The sequence below is a fragment of the Apilactobacillus nanyangensis genome, from assembly GCF_016861915.1.
GTDB classification, from domain to species: Bacteria; Bacillota; Bacilli; order Lactobacillales; family Lactobacillaceae; genus Apilactobacillus; species Apilactobacillus nanyangensis.
In genome coordinates this window covers 73,891-96,247 of sequence record NZ_BOLX01000003.1, presented here as the reverse complement: position 1 = coordinate 96,247, position 22,357 = coordinate 73,891, and the positions used below count along the sequence as shown (strand labels likewise).

Genomic DNA, 22,357 nt, shown 5'->3' with positions numbered 1-22,357 from the left:
TATAAAAATATTTGATTAATTCAATTTTAGATTGTGTAAAACTGAACTTATTTAACTTGGTGCTTAATCAATGCATCTGCCAAAGCGAAGTTTCCATAGGTTGCAGAGCCGTTTCCATCAAGGGTTGGAGTTGAAATATATTCTTCCAAGTTCTTAATGTCAATATAGCCATTTAATAGCTTAGAAAATTCAAATCTAACCTTTTTGAGAAATTTTTCACTAACTACGCCACCACCAAAAATAATTTTGGCAGGTCTGAAAGTTAGTGTAGTTTGCAATGCAGCTTGGGCTACATAGTAAGCCATGATGTCCCAAACATGATTAGTTTGAGCAACTTCTTGACCCTTCATACCTAAACGAGCTTCAAATGTAGGACCACATACTAGTCCTTCAAGACAGTCTTTGTGGTATGGACAAATTCCATCGAAATCTAGATCGTCTTCGTGACGTTTTAACTTCACGTGACCCATTTCAGGATGTCCCATATCTCCTACGAATTGACCGTTAATGATGATTCCAGCACCAACACCGGTACCAATAGTGTAATAAACCAAAGAATCTAATCTTTGACCACTATTTTTTAAATTAACGTATTCACCAAACACAGATCCGTTAACATCGGTTGTCCAATACATTGGAATATCGAATTCTTCTTTAAATGCTCCCAAAAAGTTTTCATTTGACCATCCAGGCTTGGGAGTTTCGGTAATGTAACCGTACTTGGTGGAATCTTTTCTAATTTCAATTGGGCCGAATGATGAAATGCTTAGTGCGGCAAGGTCTTCGAATTGTTTGAAGAAGGCGATTGCCTTGCTAAAAGTTTCAGCAGGGGTAGTGGTAGGAATTACCAAACTATCTAACACTTGGTAGTCAGTGTTACCCACAGCACAAACAAATTTTGTGCCTCCAGCCTCTATGCTTCCCAGTAACATAAAGTTATTGCTCCTTATTTATATCTTCTTATTCTTATCTATAAATCGGTTTTAAAATGTTTTTAAAAATTTTTATCTAAGATTTTAAGCTTTTTCCTAATGTTTTTTAATTTAAGTTATTACTCTCTAATTATGATAAGTTTTCATAGACTAAATGTCAAAGCAAAAATGCTAATTGGTATAGTAAATATATGAGGTATGATAATATTTATTATTATGAATGTTTATAAATAGAAAGGGTAATTTTAGATGAGAAGAGTACTATACATATTCCTTTTAGCCTTTATTGGCGGCCTTTTACGAGGATACTTTACATTTTTAGCTGGAGATTATCATTTTATCGCGACTATAATAATTAATTTAATTGGTGCGTTTGTTCTAGCTTTTATTACTGGTGCACTTCCTTATTTAATTGAGATATCGAATGATTTAATGACAGGGCTAAGCGTTGGCTTGGTAGGTGGATTTACCACTTTTTCAACATTTTCATTCGACAGTATCAATTTATTCCTAAATAATAAAATTGGTCTAGGTCTTTTATACGTATTAGTGAGTCTAATCGGAGGTTTAATATTAGCTCAGATTGGGACTAGATTAGGGCGTAAATTTGAAAACAAGGAGGATCAACTATGATACAGAGTGTTTTAATTGTCGGCTTAGGTGCCGCTGTTGGTTCTCTAATTCGTTATGGAGTAACGAATGGATTAAAGAAATTATTTAATGGAATCGCCTTTCCGGTGGCGACTTTCTTTATTAATATCACCGGATCCTTTTTGCTAGGATTGGTTAACGGACAATTACCAAAAAACACTTTTGTCCTTGCTTTTTCCATTGCAGTTCTAGGTGGCTATACTACTTTTTCTACCTATATGAACGAAACGGTGCAATTAAGTACCAAGAAAAAGGTAATGGCATATGCTTACTACCTATTAAGTGCATTGCTAGGGATTCTAGCGGCGTTACTTGGCTACATGATTTAAATTTAGGCACAAAAAAAGAGACCTCCATAGAGGTCTCTTTTTATTTGTTTTGTTATTCATTTAATAGCCAGAAGAAGATGATGAAGATTACACCTAGCACGTACATTAATGGGTTAACTTCTTTTCCTCGTTTAGCAGCTAACATTGAGATTGGGTATACGATGAAACCTAAAGCAATACCATCTGAGATACTGTAAGTAAGTGGCATACCTAATACAATCAAGAATGATGGAGCAGCTAATTCGAACTTGTCCCAGTGAATATCACGTAGGGCGTTAGCCATTAGAATACCGATAACGATTAATGCAGGAGCAGTAACTTGATCGGTAATTACACCAAGTAGTGGTGAGAAGAATGTTCCTAGTAAGAAGAAGATACCAGTAACAATTACAGTGAAACCAGAACGACCACCAACGGCGATACCTGCTGATGATTCAACGAAGGCACCCATTGGGGATGAACCTAGTAGAGAACCACCAACCATGGCCATTGAGTCAGAACCTAGGGCACGTCCGATACGTGGAATCTTGTTGTCTTTGATGAAACCAGCTTGTTTAGCTAAACCAACTAGGGTACCAGTGGTATCGAAGAAGGTAACTAATAAGAAGGTAAATACAACAATCCATAGTTGTAATGTGTTGATATCAGTAACGTGTGAAATTGCAGTTAAGAAGATTGGTTTGATACTTGGAACGCTTGAAACTACGTGAGTTGGTAAAGCGATTAATCCAGTAACCATACCTAAGATAGTAGTAGCAACCATACTAATAAAGATAGCTGCAGGAACGCGGGCACTCATTAATACAACGGTTAGGATTAAACCAAAGATAGTTAACCAAGTACTTCCAACGTGAAGTGATCCAAGAGTTACTAGAGTTGCCTTATCAGCAACAACTAGGCCACCTTGGTTTAGACCAAGAAAGGCAATGAATAGACCAATACCACCGGCAATGGCACTCTTTAAATCAGCAGGGATAGCGTCGATGATTGTTTCTCTTAGCTTGAACGCTGTTAAAATCATGAAAATAATAGCTGCGATAAATGTACCGGATAGCGCTGTTTGCCAAGGAACCTTCATACCCACACAGACTGAGTAGGCGAAGAAAGCGTTAGTACCCAAACTGGTAGATAAAGCGATTGGGTAGTTAGCGATGATTCCCATTAAGAAACATCCAAGAGCAGTTGCAAGTGCTGTTGCGGTGAACATGGCACCCTTATCGATACCTGAAGCACTCATAACGTTTGGGTTTACGAATAGAATGTAAACCATTGAAACGAAGGTAGTTAACCCAGCGATGAATTCAGTACGGTAGTTAGTACCTAGTTCATCAAAATGAAAGAAATTAGCAATTCCCTTTAACATGAAACATTCTCCTTTAATGTTCGTATTTATTAATATTATACGTATATATTACCATAATTAGAACTAAAGTCCACTAAAAAGCGAACTATTTTAGACGAATTTAAACAAAAATTGACTTTTTATGATAAAAAAACTCCAATGTTGGAGTAAAATCCGAACATTGGAGTCAAAAACAATTAGATGTTTCTAAAGTCATTATCAATTTGTGCATATTCTTCGTCACTTAGTGAGACGTTCAATGCTTTAGCATTACTTTCAACTTGTTCTGGACGCTTTGCACCTGGGATAACAACAGTAACGTCTGGGTTCTTGATGTACCATGCTAATACTAATTGGGTAGTGGTAATACCATGCTTGTCAGCAAGTGGCTTTAGGTTGTTAACCTTTTCAACGATCTTTTCGAAACGTTCACCGGTGAAATCAGGGTTGCCGTGTCTGATATCATTTTCAGGAAAGTCGACAACTTCTGAGTACTTACCAGTTAATAGACCTGATGCTAATGGGAAAAATGGTACGAATGAAATGTTATTTTCACGTAAGTAATCAAACATTTCAGTTTCAGCATCACGGTGTAATAGACTGTATTGATCTTCAACAACATCAACTAAGCCGTCTTTGTTAGCTTCCTTGATTTGATCTAATGAGAAGTTTGAAACACCGATAGCCTTAATCTTACCTTCTTGCTTCATTTCGTTTAATGCAGCAACCGCTTCATCCTTTGGAGTTTGATCGTCTGGGAAGTGGATGTAGAAGATATCGATGTAGTCAGTTTGTAGACGTTTCAATGCATCGTCTACTGATTGCTTTAAGAATTGTGGGTTATTGTTAATTTTAACGTCGCCGTCTGATGTGTCTTGAGCGGCCTTTGTAGCAATAACGAACTTGCTTCTATCGTAGCCTTTGATGGCTTGACCAATTAGTTCTTCTGAATGACCCATACCGTATGCGAATGCAGTATCCAATAGGGTGATTCCAGAATCTAGACCGGTCTTTACGATTTGAATACCAGTTTCATCTTTTAAGTTTGGGAATAAGTTGTTACCACCAACCGCATTGGTTCCTAAACCAAGTGGGGTTGATTCTACGTTTGATTTACCAATTTTTACCATGTAAAAAGGCCTCCTCAAATTTTTTATACGTTCAATATAATTATGAACCCTAAACGCTGATTTTTAAACCATTTGGCGTTAACTTAAGCATTAATTTTTGATAAAATAAATTTAATGAATGAAGGAGGGTTAACCATGAAGAAGGTTTTGATTATTGGTAATTTTCATCAATTAGGCCAAAAGGTCTACGATAAATTATCAAATCAATATGAGGTAAAATTACTAGACGGCATCGATTTCGAGGACGTTAGTGCCTACGCCGATAATTTAGAAGGCGTAAACGTTATCTACACGTTCTTGGGACCACTTGATGTTGATCTACAAATTGGTGCGGTCATCCAAGCATTGGACCGCGTTAACCCACCACTTGAACAGTTTATTATGTTATCAACAGCCGGTATCGATAATGAATTAACCGAAGAAGTGACTTATCCAGATGTGGATAATAATAAGGAATACTTGAACCAACAAAGATACGCCGTTAAGTTGGTGGACGAATACGAAATTCCATACACCATCCTAAGACCGGTCGAAATTGTTGATGAACAATCAGGTGAATTGGACGTGATTGATGAAGGAATCTCAATGCAATACGGTCGTGTTTCTGCCGATAATGTTGCAAACACTGCCGTCAAAGTAGTAGAATATCAACAATTTATCAATCAATCCATTGGATTAATCGAAAGATAAGTGAGGTGCTTAAAATGGCATTACAATTAAACAAAGAACAATTGAAACAAATCAAACAACAATTAACTGACACTCAAAAGGAATCACACTTAGTAATCTTCAAGAGTATTTCACCAAAATCAGGCGGTGAAATTCATATGATTACTAACTATGGCACCTTTGAAGTTTTACAAAAACAACGTCCTCAATTAAAGATGGAAATTGTTAGAGATATCGTTCCGGTTACCGATAGTTTGGCATACTGGGCGGTTGCACAAGACACCGCTAGTCATTTACAACCAAACGATCCAAACGCTGCTGAAGTAGCATTACAAGTTGAACAATACACTAACGATGTGTTAGCAGATAACAAGTTGCCACAAAACAAATAAAAATGTTTCACATGAAACGAAACCACGCCAACAATGGTGTGGTTTTTTTGTATGATTCTACAAGTCGTATGTATAATGTTACAAATTCATCCGGATTTGCTTATTAAAAGAGCGATAAATGCTAGTATTATCACCAATTACATGGGATAAATTGAAATTATGAATAATGGAAAAGCCATATTGGAGGCATTTCTATGCATGAGAAAAACAAGAAAAACGCCGATGGAACGGTGCGTTCACTAAGTAATCGTCATGTTCAAATGATTGCGATTGGTGGAACCATCGGAACAGGGCTATTTTTAGGTTCAGGTAGTACCATTTCAAAGACCGGTCCTTCTGTACTATTGGTATATCTAGTGATTGGTTGTCTATTCTTCTTGATGATGAGGGGAATCGGAGAAATGTTTTACTCTGATCCAAACCAACATACATTCGTTGCATTTATTACTAAATATCTAGGACATACCGCCGGATACTTCACCGGATGGAGTTACTGGATTGGTTTGCTATTTGCCAGCATGGCCGAATTATCAGCAATTGCTACATATGTGAACTTTTGGTTCCCACACATTCCAGCATGGTTAATCGAAGTCGTCTTTTTAGCCGTCTTAGCTACATTGAATATCATTGCCGTTAAGGTCTTCGGTGAAGCCGAATTCTGGTTTGCCATGATTAAAGTTATCGCGATTGTTGCATTGATTGTGACGGGGATTTTCATGGCGTTCTTCCACGCTTCAACCCCGGTTGGTCACGCATCGTTTGGTAACATTTTTGACCACTTTACAATGTTCCCACACGGATTCTTTAACTTCTTTGCCGCATTCCCAATGGTATTCTTTGCCTTTCAAGGAATCGAATTCGTCAGCATCACGCTTGGTGAATCCAAGGATCCAAAGACAGTCGTTAAGAAGGCGGTGAACGAAACTCTATGGAGAATTTTGATTTTCTACATTGGAGCACTATCAGTAATTATGGTGGTAATTCCATGGACCAAACTATCTCCAACTAACAGTCCATTCGTGCAAGTCTTTTCAATCGCAGGGTTACCTGCCGCCGCTGCTGTCATTAACTTCGTGGTATTAACATCAGCCGCTTCTTCATTGAACAGTATCATCTTCTCCGCTGGTCGTCATTTGTACCAACTAGCTAAGGATACTCACACCGATGGATTTATTCATAAGAATCTAACTCACGTTTCTAAAAACGGAATTCCAATCGCAAGTATTGGATTGACCGCTGCTTTAATCTTGATTAACCCAATCCTAACGGTTACTCATAGCGTTTCATTCATGTTCACCTTGGTTGCCGGTGCAACCAGTGACATGTGTATTATCGTTTACCTATTTACCATGTTTGCACATCGTAAATACAGAAAGTCAGCCGACTTCTTGGATCATGGATTCAAGATGCCAGCATACCAATTTACCAGTCCACTAACCATTGCATTTTTCGTCTTCATTTTCGTTAGTTTGTTCTTCATTCCAGGTGATGAAGTCGGCGCAATTAGTGCAGTAATTTGGACAGTGGCATTCTACGCAGGTATCGGTATAAAACGTCTTGTTTCCCGTTCTAAAGCATAATAGAGTGCTTTTGTAGAATAATATAGAAATTTTAAAACTCTCCTGAATGTATTGTCATCAATACGATTTAAAGGGGGAGTTTTTTTATGTTAAAAAATCCCCCGACTATTATGGAACTACTTTTTCAATTATTCCTGCCGAATCAATCGGTGCAATTAGCGCATTAATTTGGGTTTTCGCTTACTTAATTGGTGTTGCTGTAAAACGCTTTAATTCCCGTTCCTATGCATAATTAGGACGCGTTGTAAGATGTTACAATGGCCTTGTTATATTTTCCAAATGTCTTTGAAAGCTATTGTCATCGTGAAAAATGATGATAATATTTTCAACAATCCAAGTGAAATTGATAAACAAATAAATCAATTAACTTAAAAGGGGGAAACTTTATGCAAGAAAAGATAACGAAAAATGCTGATGGTACAATCCGTTCACTAAGCAACCGTCACGTTCAGATGATTGCAATTGGTGGAACCATCGGGACCGGGTTATTCCTTGGTTCTGGAAGTACCATTTCAAAGACTGGACCGTCAGTAATGCTAGTGTATCTAGTGTTAGGATGTTTCTTCTTTCTAATGATGAGAGCCATCGGTGAAATGTTTTACGCCGATCCATCTCAACACACTTTCGTATCATTTATCTCTAAATACCTCGGACCAACTGCTGGATACTTCACCGGTTGGAGTTACTGGTTAGGACTTTTGTTTGCCAGCATGGCTGAACTAACCGCCATTGCTACATACTTTGCCTTCTGGTTCCCAAACATTCCATCGTGGATTGTCGAAGTTGCCTTCTTGGTTGTACTAGCAGCGATTAACTTAATTGCTGCTAAACTATTTGGTGAAGCTGAATTCTGGTTTGCGATGATCAAGATTGTAGCAATTGTCGCATTGATCGTAACTGGAATTATCATGGTATTTTCACACACATCAACACCTTTGGGACACGCATCAATTAGCAATATTACTAATCATTTTACTTTATTCCCACATGGTTCATTTAACTTCATCTCAGCATTCCCAATGGTATTCTTCGCATTCCAAGGAATTGAATTCGTAAGTATTACCCTAGGTGAATCAAAGAACCCACACAAAGTTGTTAAGAAGGCTGTTAACGAAACTCTATGGAGAATCATGATCTTCTACATTGGAGCGCTAGCCGTTATCATGGCAGTTATTCCATGGACATCAATTACTCCAGATAAGAGTCCATTCGTGCAAGTATTTACACTTGCTGGACTACCTGCAGCAGCTGCTATTATCAACTTCGTTGTATTAACATCAGCTGCATCTTCTCTAAACAGTATTATCTTCTCTGCCGGACGTCACTTCTACCAACTAGCTACTGAAGGACGCAAGGAAGGGTTCATGAACAGACACTTCGGTAAGGTTTCTAAAAACGGAATCCCAAGTGCCGCAATTCTAATCTCGGCTGCTCTAATCTTCATCACTCCAATCATGAGTGTAAGTAACAGCATTAGCTCTGTATTTACAATCGTGGCTGGATCATCAAGTGACATGTACATCATTGTTTACCTACTAACAATGATTGCTCACAGAAAGTACCGCGCATCAAACGACTTCCTAAGCGATGGTTTCAAGATGCCTGGATACGCAATTACTAGTCCTTTAACAATCCTATTCTTCTTCGTCATCTTCGCGAGTCTATTCTTTATCCCAGGTGACGTCGTTGGAGCAATTGGTGCAATTATTTGGTCAATCGTCTTCTGCGGATTGGTTTACCTAAAGGAAAGAAACTCAAAAGCATACGCCTAAATAAAAAAGGAGCTAACCATATCGGTTAGCTCTTTTTTAGTGGTTATTTAAATATTCTTCATATAGTTTATTTTCTTTACTTACCAAATCAAATGCAGTTATCGTATCTAATTTTATTAAATTATTTTTGTCCTGTACTTCACTGCCAAAAGTTTGTTGATACCTTTTTTCGTCTAAAACGATATGGTTATTATCATATGCGATTATATTGCCTTTATGAAATTCTTCATCAACAATTGTGCAAAGTGATATAACTTTTCTGTTACTCAAGAAAGTTTGGATAATATCATCAAGATTTTTATCAATTATACTATCCATTTCTTTTCTTAATTCAAAAGGATCATATATATTATTCTTTTTATTGCTGTTGACGTAATGAGTAAAAACATTTGTATAGTTGGTATCTGAAGATATTTTGGAGATATCGCTTTTTAGTAATAATGTATATGAATCTAAGAGTCCGGAATCATCTATAGTTTCAACCAATAGATAATCACCTTTTTCAGCCACAATAATGCCCAGAATAAAGTCTTCAAACTCAAAGTTATCCCTAGATTTTGAGTATATCTCTAAAACATCATTATTATCGATATACTTTTTAATATTTCTATCAATCAAATAAATTAGCCCCTTTGTTTAGTGGTGAATTAAGTATAATTTGGTAGCCATTCTGAGTTGTTCACTATCTGAAACATCGTTTAGGCTCATGTTAAGTAGTTTTTCTAGCTTCTTTAATCTATAAACGGCGGTATTTCTATGAATGAATAGATCGTTGGCCGCCATTGAAATCGATTGGTTATCGGCATAGTAGTATGAAAGTAGTTCGATTAGTTCATCTTTTTCGTCATCCTTGAGGTTTAAAATCGGTCCTAAGATAGCATCGACAAACATATCGGCTTCTTTTTTGGGTACTAAGCTCAAGATATCTTCAACCTGTTGAGGGATGAATTTATTTGGTTTTAATATGTTTTCACGTTTGGCAACATCCAAAGCTTCATCGGCTTCACGAAGTAGTTTCTTGAATTGAATCAGTGGTTTGGCATCGTCGGTATAGCCGATTTGTGTCTTTGATCCAATAAAGTTTTCGTGAATAAACTTGCTGAGTTCGTTCAATAGTGGCAGTAAACTCTTTTTAGTTTCAACCAAAATGAATGGCTTGAAATGCCATGAAATCAAGATGATGGGAATTTGTAGCTTTTCAAAGTACCAGTATATGTAGTCAATAACACGGTGCATATCTTCTTGGTGGTGTCCGGTGTCGACGGAATTAATTTCATCGATTTCAAACGCCTTATACATCGAATTGGAGTCTAGTCCGTTTAGTTTTAAAGTATCTTCGAAAGCATTTTCAGGTAGGTTTTGTGCCAAGATGGTGTCGAACAATTCGTTGCGACGTTGTCTAACTTGGTTTAAGTTAATGCTGACCTGCATGCTTTCTAGACTTAGGAGGTTGACCATGTTTTCAATCAATAATTGAGAACTTAAATCATCTGGCATTTTCATCGAAAAGACCACGAATCTGCGGGTGAGTTTATCCATTGTTTTGAGTGGATAGATGCTGTATTTGTTAAGCACCGTTACCGGTTCAACCAATTCGATTAGTTTTAAATCATGAATCACGGATTCGAATAGGGATGCATCCATCTTCGCGTTTTCACTGTATGAACGAAGGCGACCGAAAACATCCATAATATATGCGTCACAATTTAGTAGTTTTGCAATATGGGTAAGGATTTCGTCATCGTCTTTGCTGGCTAATATGTATTTTGAGATGTCTAAAGTATCGTTCATGATTTTCTTTAACTGTTCAGCTTCATTGTTTGATGGCATGGGTATTCCTCCTAATTTATATTTTTTTATTGTGCTAATGTTACCACAATGAATTGGATATTAAACAAAAGAGACTCCTAAATATGGATGTTATTTACATTAATTTTTGAAAGTGATATGGTTAAGGCTAATATTAATTTTGGATTAGAGAGAGGTTATATAAAATGAAAAAAGCAGCCATCGTAATTGGTGCGGCAATTGTTGTTCTTATAGTGTTAGTTCTTGGATTCAACATCTTCATGCAACCTGATTTAAGTGTGGAAAACCAATATTACGGTATCGTGCAAAGTGATAAGAGTTTGAAGAAGGTTTGTAATGAACCAAAAGTTATAAAGTTTATTCAAAAACACCGTAAAGAACATCCGGAATTTAGTGATAATCAGGGATCTGGTAACATTTTATACTACGTTGTTACATATGGGAACAAATCTTTCCCCATTGGTGTTGACGGAAGAGTCGATAGTAGCGGATCCAAAATTACCAAAATTTATAACGATAATGATTTAAGTAATTAAACAAAAGACACTCCCAAATAGGAGTGTCTTTTTTGCTTTATCTATTTAAAATGAATGATTGTTTCAATAATGTGTGGAATATTCAAAAAGATGTTTGAAGGTTGAATATGTAATAGGGTTAGGTGAAAAGCAATTGAGTTAGAAATCATTTCGGCGATTCCATGAAGTAATTCAAAAATAAATTGCATGACAAACACTCCTATAAATTTAATTAGGTTAATTCTAATTCTATTATTAATAAATAACAAGTTAAGAAAATATAAAAAACTCCAACCGAAGTTGGAGTTTTTGTTTGGATTAGTAAGATTAATTGTCGTATTTCGAAAATTGTAGGAGTAAAGGTAGAAATTAACCTTGGTCGTTGTGTAAACGAGGATCAGCAGGTTTAACTTCTGGAATACCACCCATAGCTTCTGGGTTTTCTTGGTAAGTGAACTTTTGACCGTCTTTAGCAACTTGGCCTTCGAATTCACGTGAACCTTCACCATCAGAGAAGTTCATTAGAACGTGAGCGTATTCGCTGTGTTCGATATCGTGCATGTTACCAGGAACGATAACACCGTATTTTTCTTCTAGTTCTTCTTGAGCCTTCATGAATTGTAGTTGGTGTTGAGTTTCACGAGCTAATAGGAACTTCAACATGTCACGAACACCTTCGTCATCAGTCATGTCGTATAGACGGCTAACTTGTAGACGAGCTTGTGATTCACGAACAACGTTGAAACGCATGTCAGCAACTAGGTTACCTGATGAAGTAACGTAACCGGCGTTCCATGCAGCACCGTTAGGGTTGTTTAGACCAGCGTTTAGACCATGAACTAATGCATGTTCTGGGTCCATACCTGAAAGTAGGGCAGCCTTAGCTGGGTCATTTTTCATTTCTTCAGTAGTCATAGTAGTTGGTGCACCTTCTAATAGGTAACCAATCATAGTTGAAATCATTTCAACGTGACCAATTTCTTCAGTACCAGTGTCTAATAGTAAGTCTTTGTACTTTTCGTCACCAGTTGATGACCAACCTTGTGATAGGTATGACATCATACCAGTAGTTTCACCCCATTGACCACCTAGGGCTTCTTGTAGACGACGAGCCATAATTGGATCTGGACGATCTGGCTTAGCGTTGTATTGTAATTTACGAGTATGTCTGAACATAACAGTACCTCTTTCCTTAGATGTTCAAGGCGGTAGCCGATTTTATTAAACCCAAGTTAGAGCTTTATCCCAATAAATAAAAATCGATCCTATATTACATCATAATTGTTTTTTATTGTCCAAAATATCCATACGTTTTGTATTAATATTTTGCGTACGATTTAATATACCACAACCGAATAATTGCACCAAAGATTATGACTCGAAAAATATAAAATTTTTTCAATTAAAAAATTATAATTCACATAAACGCCGTCTTAATAACATTTTTGAAGAGTAACTAAATGTTTGAAAAGTCTGACACATCTTTTCACGTATTATATAATTAGAATATTAATTCATGAAAAAGGGGTAATGAAATGTCTTTACAATTTATTTTGGGAACCGCTAGCTACAATCATGAAGAAGTCATTATAGATTCGCTAAAAGAATCAATCAGTAATCACCCTGATGACGAATTCTTCTATCTAGTCCCTAACCACATTAAGTTTGAATCCGAAGTGCAAGCACTAAAGGATTTAAACACCGACAATGAACCGATTTATGCCGAAAGTAAATTCCAGACTTTCTCCGTTACCCGACTTGTCTGGTATTACATGAAGAATAATCAAGAATACCAAAAAACAAGACTAAGCGACTCCGGCATTAGCATGCTAATTTATCAAATCCTAATAGATCACCAGGATGAATTAACCGTCTTTAGGGGTGAATCCGGCCAACCTGGTTTTATTCAAAAATTAGCCCAACAAATTAGTGAAATGCAAGCCGGTCAAATTTCTGCCGACAACCTTGAAAAAATCGTTGATAATAACGACAAAATAAACGCTGGATTACGCGATAAAATGCATGATTTCATCATCATTTACCGCGCTTTTGAGGAACAAACACAAGGTATCTACCTATATAAATCAGACGTCTTAAACTTGTTCTGCCGTTTTATCGAAAATGATGAACTAGACCTATCCCACAGCCATTTCTACTTCAATGGATTTAACCAATTTACCGCCCAAGAAGCCAAGCTAGTCGAACTACTAATCAATCGTTCTGCCGGTGTTACCATCGGTTTGAACCTGGATCGTAAGTACCCCGACGAACTACCCCAAGGACCAAACCTATTCTTCCAATCAGCCAAATGGTACAACCGTTTTTACAACATTGCCCGTGCCAACAACGTTCCTGTATTGGTTGATAAGATGGCCAAGAAACTTCGTGTATCAGATGATTTGCACAAACTAGATACATATTGGGAACAATCAACCGGACTAGGTGATATCGATAAGAGCGAACTAACCTACTCAGACAGTATTCAGGTTTATCGTGCCGATAGTCCTTTTGCTGAAGTCGAAAATATCGCGGTTAAAATCCGTCAAATGGTCGCTCATGGTGGCTACAAATACTCCGATTTCTTAATCTTGACTCGTCATTTGGACAAGTACCAAAACGTGATTAAACCAGTGTTTAAACTATTAGATATTCCTGCATTTAACGACGTTACTAAATCAATGGAAGACCATCCATTGGTGGAATTAATCGATGCGATTTTTAGTTTAGAAAGCGGTACTCGCAAGTACCAATATCAAGATGTAATGAGATTACTAAAGACCGAATTAATGGTTCCAGGTGATGGTAACGGAAACTTCATGAAGGCTGATGATTACCGTCAATACGTTGCCTTAACCGAAAACCTAGTACTAAAGAATGGTTACGAAGGATCTCGTTGGACCCAAAAGGAAGACTGGCAATACGCATGGTTATCAGAAAGTGACTTCGGTGTGCAAGCCGATAGAATGCGTAACATTTCTGGAAAAATCAACGTAATTAGACACTTTATCGGTGATAATTTCCCACCATTCTTCAAGAAAATGCGCAATGCCAAGACTGGTCAAGAAGCCGCTGCCACATTATTCCAATTCCTAGTGGACATGGGAGTGGTTAGACGACTAAAACAATGGCGTAATGATTCCATCTTAAAGGACAATTTATTGGATGCCGCCCAACCAGAACAGGTATGGCAAACATTCTGTAACCTATTAGACGACTATGTTTCAATTCTGGGAAACCGTGAATTTGTTGCGGATGACTTTTTGAGTCTTCTTCAAAGTGGATTTTCAGGTGCTACCTACTCACAAATCCCATCAACATTGGACCAAGTGGCCATTTCTGAAAGTGGAATTGTGCAAATGAACAACCGTAAAGTGATCTTCATGATGGGTGCTACCGACGATGTGATGCCGGATAAGATTACTAACGAGGCATTATTTAGTGACGCGGACCGTGATGATTTGCGTGACTTCTTTGACGATGACCAATACCTACGTGAAACTTCTGAAAACCAAATGGCCAACGATCCGTTCCTAAACTATCTAGCATTCCTATCCGGTAGTGAAAAGTTAATCTTTTCCTATAGTTTAGGCGATAGTGACGAATCTTCAGTTGCCATTTCTCCATATGTTTCAAGAATCGTTGAACACTTTGGCATTGATATTCAACATATCTCTAGCCATCCAACTGCTGATGCAAAAGATATTGATGAATATATTGGAACATATCGTTCAACGCTTCGTCACTTGGTTCAAGCCAGTCAAGATGCCAAACTTAATAACTCGAACTTAGCACCTGCATGGCAATATGTATATAACAAGCTAGATCAAAACCTAAACTACCGTGACTTAACCAACAAACTGTTGGGTGGTTTGGACTACAACAACACACCAACTCAATTACTACCAGAAATTGTGACTGGTTTATATGGCGATAAAATCAACACTTCCATCTCTAAGTTGGAACAATTCTACAGTAACCCATACGAATACTTCTTGCGTTATGGTTTGAAACTAAAAGAACGTGATGTCTTTGACCTATCACCAGCAAGTACAGGTCAGTTCTATCACGAATCAATGGATCAATTGATGCGCATCGTGAACTCAGAACACATCGACTTGGAAAACTTGGATAAACAAGCAATCAACGAATTGGTTGATACGGTTGTTGCCAAGATGCTAGAAGATCCAAACGACTTCCAATACACCATTCTAGATAGTTCTAGTCGAATGAACTACATCAAGAACCAATTGATTAAGACCGTTAAACACACGATTGAAACGATTCAAAAACAAAGTAAGTACACACCAATGCGTGCGAAGAAGACTGAAATTTCATTCGGTCAAGTAGGGCATAAGGATGACTTACAACCACTTAGTTTTGAATTGCCTAAGAACAATGAACTAACCACCGCGAAGTTAGTTAACGTCCGTGGTCGAATTGATAGAATCGATTCAATGAACGTGGACGGTAAGAATTACTTAGGAATTGTCGATTATAAGTCCAGTGAACGTAAATTGGATTTTGCCCGTGTCTATGACGGAACTTCAATGCAAATGATGACCTATATCGACGTGTTAGCGCACAACCTAGGCATTATTGATGAAGAAGAAAAGGCGGCCTTGGCCGGTGCCGTATACATGCATATTTACAATCCTAAGTACACCAATAAGGATTTGAAGAAGTCATTTGAAGACGCGGTATTAAGCAAACAAAAATACCAAGGAATCCTAGTTAACGACGGTGAACTACTGGATAAGATTGATAAGACAATTTCTGGTGACAAGTTCGGTTCATCCAAGGTTTACCCATTGAGAAAGACAAAGAGTGGAGGATTTTACAAGTCTAGTCCAATCGTTCAACCGGAAGACTTAGACTTGTTGCTATCTCACAATGAGGACCTAATCAAGAAGGCTGGATTGGAAATCTTTACTGGAAACATCGATTTGAAACCAGCGCGCTTTGGTCAAAACCAAGACGCAATGCAATTTACACCTTATCGTTCAATCATGCAGTTCGATCCGCTATTGAATGAAAATAACTACAGAGACGTGCCTAATTACTCATTAGAAGACGTCTTGAAAATGCTAAGGGGGGACAATCAATAATGGAATACACAAAGCCACAAAGAGAAGCCGTTACCGGACATTTTGATGAAAACGTCCTCGTTTCAGCATCAGCCGGTTCAGGTAAGACCCGTGTCTTGGTTGACCGTGTGATTAACAAGTTATTAAACGACCGCGTCAATATTGATGAGATGCTAATCGTTACGTTTACCAAGGCAGCTGCCAAGGAAATGCGTGACCGTATTCAAAAGGCGTTACAACAAGAGTTGAAAAAAGCCACCGACTCAGAAGTTAAGGCGTTTTTAGTACGTCAATTACGTCGTTTGCCGGTTGCCGATATTTCAACAATGGACTCGTTTTGTCAAAAGATTGTCCAAAGTTACTACTACATTATTGATTTGGACCCTAATTTCAGATTGTTAGCGGATCAAACGGAAAGCCAAATGCTAAAGGAACAAGTTTGGGATTCAGTGCGTGAAGACCTATATGCCAACGATGGGGACGGCCTATTTGCCCAATTGACTGAAAACTTCTCCAATGACCGTTCCGATGATGGCTTAACTGATTTAGTATTTAGAATTTATGATTACGCCAACGTAAATCGTGATCCGGTTGATTGGTTAAAGAACACCACCAAGATTTACGATATTAAAGGGGATGATTTGGTTCATTCCGACTTTTACCAAAACAACTTATTACCATTCATTCAAAACGATTTGACTCAACAACGTCTATCTTTTGAATCCGCTAAACGAATTGCAGATGAAAGTTTGATGGAAAAAGAAGCCGCTGCAGTTCAAGTCGATATTGATAATATCAACGGTTTATACGATATGTTGCCTGATTCTGATTGGAACGATATCAAGCAAGCATTCGAAGATATCACGTTTAAGCAATTTCCACGCGTTCCCAAAGACTGTGATGACATCACAAAAGGTCTTCATGACCGTATTAAGGATATTCGAGATAACGCTAGAAAGGCGGTTCAAAAACTACCTGATAAGTACTTTGCGTTAAATGAAGAAGAAAACCTTTCAGTGATGAAAGCTTCTAAGCAATTAATCGAGAAGTTAATTCAAGTTGTGCTCGCATTCACCGATAGCTATCAAAAGGCCAAATTAAAGCGTCACTGTCTAGAATTCATTGATGTGGAACATTATGCCTACGATATTCTATCTGGCTCAGACGGCGAATCTAAAGCTGTCAGAGTGAACCTACAAAACCAATATAACGAAATCATGGTTGATGAATATCAAGATAACAACCGTCTACAAGACGCGATTTTATCGACATTGGCTAATCCAGAACACAGCAATATGTTCATGGTGGGAGACGTTAAGCAGTCCATCTACCGTTTCCGTCTAGCCGATCCATCAATGTTTATCGAACGCATGGATAGTGATGATGGTCATACCATTGTCCTACCGGATAACTTCCGTTCAGCTGAAAACATTGATGACTTCATCAACTTAGTTTTCACGCAAACAATGGATAAACGAGTTGGAGAAATTGATTACACCGGGGATGCCAAACTAAAGGCCGGTGCGAAATATTATCCAGAAGAACTACAATCTAATGTTGATGTAATGATTTACGAAAGTAAGGACGATGAAGAAGAACCAATCGACGACCAATTCCAAGTCCAAGACAGTGCGCATGGCCAAGTTGAAATGGTCGCACAAAAGATTAACGAAATGATTGAAAAACAGTTACCAGTGTTTGACCGTGAAAAACAAGTAATGCGTCCAATTCAATATTCGGATATCTCGATTATTTCTTCAACTAGAAATAATAACCTCATCATTTCCGATATCTTTGGTTCATACAACATTCCGGTTCTAATCAACGGGGCACAAAGTTATTTCAAGACCACTGAAATTCAAATAATGATGTCGATGTTATCAATCATCGATAATCCGTACCAAGACATTCCGTTGGTTGCGGTATTGCGTTCCCCAATGGTTGGTCTAAATGAAAACCAATTGGCATACTTGAGAATTAACCAAAAGACCGGTGATTACTTCAATGCCGTAATTAACTTCTACGACAATTACGAAAATATGGATCATTCCGAATTTGGTGACCAAGTATTCTCACGCGTGAAGACATTTATCGAACAATTAAAACACTTCAGAGACGTTGCCCAACAACATGCGATTGTTGATTTAATCTGGGACATCTATGAAACTACCGGATTCTTGGATTACGTCGGTGGGATGCCTGCCGGAAGACAACGCCAAGCTAACTTACACGCCTTATACGAACGTGCCTATGACTACGAAAATACCAGTTTTAAGGGATTATTCCAATTCGTTAGATTCGTTCGTCGCATGCAAGAAAGAAACGAAGACTTGGACGAAGCTAATGCTGATGACAACCAAGATGCAGTATCAGTAATGACCATTCACGGAAGTAAGGGACTAGAATTCCCTGTCGTCTTCCTAATGGATGCCTCACACGGTTTCAACAGACAAGACAGCAACAAGGCCTACATCCTAAATGATCACCTAGGATTAGGAATTACCTACACCGACCCAGAAACTAGAATCAAACAGGATTCATTGCAACGCCAAGTGGTTGGTGCAATCGAAAACCAAGGTTTGTTGGCCGAAGAAATGCGTAAACTATACGTTGCACTAACCCGTGCCGAACAACAACTATTCATCGTTGGTGCCAGCAAGAATGAAAACGACAGAACCAAGGTCATCGATGCCTGGAATAAGGCAGCCAGTGGTGACACCTTATTAGTCGATGCCGCCTTAAGAAGTGGTGCCAAGAGTTACCTAGATTGGATTGGCCCTGCATTGGTCCGTCATCCAAACTTTAGAAACAAGTTCGGCGACGACGTTACCTATAAGGGTTTAGATGATGATCAAACTAACTTTGATGTCGAATTTGTGAATGCCAATGACCTAGCTCAACACAGCCCATCAGGCGACAGTGCAGTCAGTGCCAAGTGGTTAAATCACATCGTTGAAAGTGCCAAGAAGATGGTGCCAAAGGACATCAATGTCGATGATGTAGACCAAGTCTTGGACTTCACTTATCAAAATCAGGTTGCAACTCATACCACTGCTTATCAATCAGTTTCCGAAATTAAACGCCTATTTGAAGATCCAGATAGCATTCAATTGGGTAACTATGATGAACATTGGCAAGAAAATAATAAGCAAAAGAACATGTATGTCAGCTCTAACTTCACGGTTCCTAAGTTCATGCAATCGGTTGTCAAACCAAGTGCTGCTGAAGTTGGTACTGCCACCCACTTGTTATTACAAGAGGTGCCATTGGACCACAAGCCAGAAGTAGGTGACGTGGTAGGGATGTTACAACGTTTAGTTGCCGACAAGGTCGTTACCCCAGAAATCGCTGACTTAATTCAAACCCAAGAAGTTATCAATGTGTTTGACAGTGAATTGGGACTACAAATGCTGGCTCATCCGGAACAAATTCATCGTGAAGCACCATTCTCGATGCTAATGGATGCCAACCTAGTATTCCCTGGATTTGATGCCGATTCACCTGAAAAAATACTAATTCACGGGATTATTGATGGTTATATCGAATTAGACGATGAAGTTATCTTGTTTGATTACAAGACCGACTACGTACCAAACGATAGTGATAGAAGTATCGAAAAGGCCGTTAAGAAGTACAAGGGTCAAATTAACCTATATGCTAAGGCGTTGGAAAACATCTTGCATAAACCGGTTACCGATAAATTTATCTACCTACTATCAATTAATAAACCAGTCAAAATTAAGTAAAAAAATAACCCTGAACATAATCGTTCAGGGTTATTTTTATTGGTTTATTTATTGTTTAAAGCTGATTTAATGCGTTTGAAGAAGCTACCTTCTTCACTATTTAGCATGAATAGCTTGTAAACATTTGAGAACTTGTAAGTCACGAAAGTGATGAAGACAATCGCAATTAATAGTGAAATGATTCCTTCAAAGAAGTTTGCAGCATGATTAATCAGTCTAATTGGCATCAAGAATGATGAGAATAGTGGGATGTATGATCCGATTTGTGAAAAGATTGAATCAGAAAAACCATCATTAACAAAATTAAATGAAAGCACGAAGATAAATAAAATCAAGAATACAAGTGGTTGAGATGACTTGGCGGCTCCTTCAACGTTTGCCGAAAGAGAACCACAAATCGCTGCAAGCACGATTGCGATTATAAGACCAACGAAGATGAATAGTAGGTTAATACTAAATATATTACCGATAAACGTACTAATTAATACGTGTTGGGATGTGAATAGCGAGTTAAAGAATGGATACATATTCAAGATGAAGTATGCACTCACTCCGACACCGCTGTAAATTAACATTTGTGTTGCCATCAAGGCAATCACGGCACCAACTTTACCACTAAAGTATGTGCTGGGTGAGACACTGCTGAAGATAACTTCTGAAATCTTGGTGCCTTTTTCCTTAGCGATAGTGGTGGACATGATGGAAGCGTAAATTAAGGTAAAGAAGTAGGAAATAAAGATTAATACGTAAATTGATGCTGTATTTGCGCTAGATGTTTGATCTGATTTTTGCTTCTTTTCCTTATCAGTGACTGATGACTTGAATGCTGGTTTTACAGACAATTGCTTGTATTGTTCGCTAGTCACATTACTGGTTTTAACGTTAATATCAGCTTGCTTTTGGTTCACAATCGATAACAAGTCAGTCTTAACGTCGCTATCTAAGGAGCTACTTCCAACGAAATTAATTTTGTATTGGTTGTTTTCCTTAGAAACCTTGATGTAACCGTCAATGTTGTCCTTCTTAAGTTCCTTTTTGGCGGTACTTTCGGACTTGATGCTGGTATCAATGGAATCTTTATCCTTGGATACTAGTTCACTTTTAACGTTTGAATCCCCGACAACGGCGACTTGGTAGTTGTCAAAGTTGCTGGTTGAACCTGCGACTAATCCACCGATTCCAGCACTAATTAAGACTGAAATAATTGGAGTGACTAGTAATGCGATGAAACTCTTTGATTTTAAGTGGAGTAGGTAGTTTCTCATGAAGACAATATTGAACTTATGCATGTTTTGCCACCGCCTTTTCTCTAAATATTTCATCTAATGTAGGCGGTTGTTGGCTGAATTCTTCGATGTATTCGCCACGACTCACGGCGTTGAAGAGGGCCTTACCATATTCTTCATCGGTAAGGGTAATCTTGTAACGGTTATGACCACGTGCAACCACTTCACTGACACCATCAAGTGCAGCTAGTTCGTTTACAGACATGTCAGTTGTCACGAAGACATATTTCTTGCCGAATTGGTTTCTGATTTCGTCAACGCTACCGTTTAAAACAACGTTACCGTTTCTAAGCATGACGACGTGATCACAAAGTTCTTCAACGTTGTTCATGTCATGACTTGAGAAGATGATGGCAGCGCCATTTTCCTTAGTTCTGATGATTTCTTTCTTTAAAAGATCGGCGTTAACAGGGTCCAAACCACTAAATGGTTCATCTAGGATTACCAACTTTGGTTCATGAATTAGGGTACAGATTAGTTGTACCTTTTGTTGGTTACCCTTAGATAATGATTTAATTTTGTCTTTTGCCTCTCCCTTAACTTCGAAGCGTTTTAACCATGAGTCAATGCGTTCCTTGACCCATTTTTTATCGCGGCCCTTTAGTTCCGCAAAGTATGTAATTTGACTTTCAATTGTTAGGTCTTCGAATAGACTACGTTCTTCTGGAAGATATCCCACTTTGTTGAAGTCCTTAACGGTGATTTCGTGATTGTTTAATGTAATTTCTCCATCAAATTCGATAAAACGAAGAATGCTGTGAAAGGTTGTTGATTTACCAGCACCGTTTTGTCCGATTAGACCAAGAATTTGGCCGTCTTTAGCTTCAAATGAAACGTTGTTTAAAGCTTGGACTTTTGAAAATGATTTCGAAATGTTTTCGATCTTTAAGATAAGCTCATCTCCTCTGTTATGAATATCCTAATAATATCATAATGATATTCAAATTAAAATTTAATTTTTGCCTGCAAAAGATAGACATCAAGTATGTTTATCATTACTGAATTTGCGGAAATTAAAACACTTAAATCTAGCACTTTTCACTTGTGATTAGGTGAACAAAGTTGACCTATTTTTTAATTAAAAATGGATATTTTCTTTAAAAAAACATAGCGAAAATTA

Annotated in this window: 18 protein-coding genes; 9 read left to right on the top strand and 9 right to left on the bottom strand. The window is 37.9% G+C overall.

The window, feature by feature from the left end:
- Positions 1-47: 47 nt before the first annotated feature.
- On the bottom strand, positions 48-932 hold the full coding sequence (scrK, locus tag JUD45_RS01450) for a fructokinase ScrK (protein ID WP_203619517.1): 885 nt from the start codon (positions 930-932) through the stop codon (positions 48-50).
- 249 nt (positions 933-1,181) lie between these two features.
- On the opposite strand from scrK, the gene JUD45_RS01445 reads away from it, so the two are divergent.
- Positions 1,182-1,565, top strand: coding sequence for a fluoride efflux transporter FluC (locus JUD45_RS01445; RefSeq protein WP_138727224.1), 384 nt, complete (start codon positions 1,182-1,184; stop codon positions 1,563-1,565).
- A complete protein-coding gene (locus JUD45_RS01440; RefSeq protein WP_203619516.1) occupies positions 1,562-1,912 on the top strand; it encodes a fluoride efflux transporter FluC in 351 nt (116 codons plus the stop codon). Before JUD45_RS01445 ends, JUD45_RS01440 begins: the two co-directional genes overlap by 4 nt.
- A 52-nt stretch (positions 1,913-1,964) precedes the next feature.
- On the opposite strand, the gene JUD45_RS01435 is transcribed toward JUD45_RS01440, so the two are convergent.
- Positions 1,965-3,275, bottom strand: coding sequence for an NCS2 family permease (locus JUD45_RS01435; protein WP_308438514.1), 1,311 nt, complete (start codon positions 3,273-3,275; stop codon positions 1,965-1,967).
- 176 nt (positions 3,276-3,451) lie between these two features.
- Positions 3,452-4,384 carry an aldo/keto reductase gene (locus JUD45_RS01430; RefSeq protein ID WP_203619515.1) on the bottom strand — a complete coding sequence of 311 codons (933 nt, stop codon included), beginning with the start codon at positions 4,382-4,384 and terminating at the stop codon, positions 3,452-3,454.
- Between the two features lie 135 nt (positions 4,385-4,519).
- Between JUD45_RS01430 and JUD45_RS01425 the strand changes: the two genes are divergently transcribed.
- The 4 genes from JUD45_RS01425 (at position 4,520) to JUD45_RS01410 (ending at position 8,797) form a co-directional block, all read left to right on the top strand.
- On the top strand, positions 4,520-5,074 hold the full coding sequence (locus tag JUD45_RS01425) for an SDR family oxidoreductase (RefSeq protein WP_190238379.1): 555 nt from the start codon (positions 4,520-4,522) through the stop codon (positions 5,072-5,074).
- Positions 5,075-5,088: 14 nt separating this feature from the next.
- Complete coding sequence (locus JUD45_RS01420) at positions 5,089-5,445, top strand: hypothetical protein (RefSeq protein ID WP_138727219.1); 357 nt, start codon at positions 5,089-5,091, stop codon at positions 5,443-5,445.
- 194 nt (positions 5,446-5,639) lie between these two features.
- Positions 5,640-7,025 carry an amino acid permease gene (locus tag JUD45_RS01415; RefSeq protein WP_203619514.1) on the top strand — a complete coding sequence of 462 codons (1,386 nt, stop codon included), beginning with the start codon at positions 5,640-5,642 and terminating at the stop codon, positions 7,023-7,025.
- A 386-nt stretch (positions 7,026-7,411) separates the two neighbouring features.
- Entirely contained in the window at positions 7,412-8,797 is a 1,386-nt protein-coding gene (locus tag JUD45_RS01410) for an amino acid permease (RefSeq protein ID WP_203619513.1), read from the top strand.
- 36 nt (positions 8,798-8,833) lie between these two features.
- On the opposite strand, the gene JUD45_RS01405 is transcribed toward JUD45_RS01410, so the two are convergent.
- Positions 8,834-9,415 (bottom strand): hypothetical protein, encoded by a 582-nt coding sequence (locus tag JUD45_RS01405; RefSeq protein WP_203619512.1) that lies wholly within the window; start codon positions 9,413-9,415, stop codon positions 8,834-8,836.
- Between the two features lie 18 nt (positions 9,416-9,433).
- Positions 9,434-10,627 (bottom strand): PucR family transcriptional regulator, encoded by a 1,194-nt coding sequence (locus JUD45_RS01400; protein ID WP_203619511.1) that lies wholly within the window; start codon positions 10,625-10,627, stop codon positions 9,434-9,436.
- A gap of 164 nt (positions 10,628-10,791) precedes the next feature.
- Between JUD45_RS01400 and JUD45_RS01395 the strand changes: the two genes are divergently transcribed.
- Positions 10,792-11,142 (top strand): hypothetical protein, encoded by a 351-nt coding sequence (locus tag JUD45_RS01395; RefSeq protein WP_138727214.1) that lies wholly within the window; start codon positions 10,792-10,794, stop codon positions 11,140-11,142.
- Between the two features lie 41 nt (positions 11,143-11,183).
- On the opposite strand, the gene JUD45_RS01390 is transcribed toward JUD45_RS01395, so the two are convergent.
- A complete protein-coding gene (locus JUD45_RS01390) occupies positions 11,184-11,330 on the bottom strand; it encodes a hypothetical protein (protein ID WP_187155755.1) in 147 nt (48 codons plus the stop codon).
- A gap of 160 nt (positions 11,331-11,490) precedes the next feature.
- A complete protein-coding gene (locus tag JUD45_RS01385) occupies positions 11,491-12,297 on the bottom strand; it encodes a manganese catalase (protein ID WP_053795941.1) in 807 nt (268 codons plus the stop codon).
- A gap of 359 nt (positions 12,298-12,656) precedes the next feature.
- Between JUD45_RS01385 and JUD45_RS01380 the strand changes: the two genes are divergently transcribed.
- Together JUD45_RS01380 and addA are read left to right on the top strand one after the other, a co-directional pair.
- Positions 12,657-16,226 carry a PD-(D/E)XK nuclease family protein gene (locus JUD45_RS01380; RefSeq protein ID WP_203619510.1) on the top strand — a complete coding sequence of 1,190 codons (3,570 nt, stop codon included), beginning with the start codon at positions 12,657-12,659 and terminating at the stop codon, positions 16,224-16,226.
- The gene (addA, locus tag JUD45_RS01375) at positions 16,226-19,951 is read left to right on the top strand and encodes a helicase-exonuclease AddAB subunit AddA (protein WP_203619509.1); all 3,726 of its coding nucleotides are present in this window, start codon (positions 16,226-16,228) and stop codon (positions 19,949-19,951) included. Before JUD45_RS01380 ends, addA begins: the two co-directional genes overlap by 1 nt.
- A gap of 44 nt (positions 19,952-19,995) precedes the next feature.
- Here addA and JUD45_RS01370 read toward each other — a convergent pair whose 3' ends face one another.
- Positions 19,996-21,240, bottom strand: a complete 1,245-nt coding sequence (locus JUD45_RS01370) for an ABC transporter permease (RefSeq protein ID WP_203619508.1) — start codon at positions 21,238-21,240, stop codon at positions 19,996-19,998.
- Complete coding sequence (locus JUD45_RS01365) at positions 21,233-22,129, bottom strand: ABC transporter ATP-binding protein (protein ID WP_203619528.1); 897 nt, start codon at positions 22,127-22,129, stop codon at positions 21,233-21,235. The genes JUD45_RS01370 and JUD45_RS01365 overlap by 8 nt, the downstream gene beginning before the upstream one ends.
- Positions 22,130-22,357: the final 228 nt, after the last annotated feature.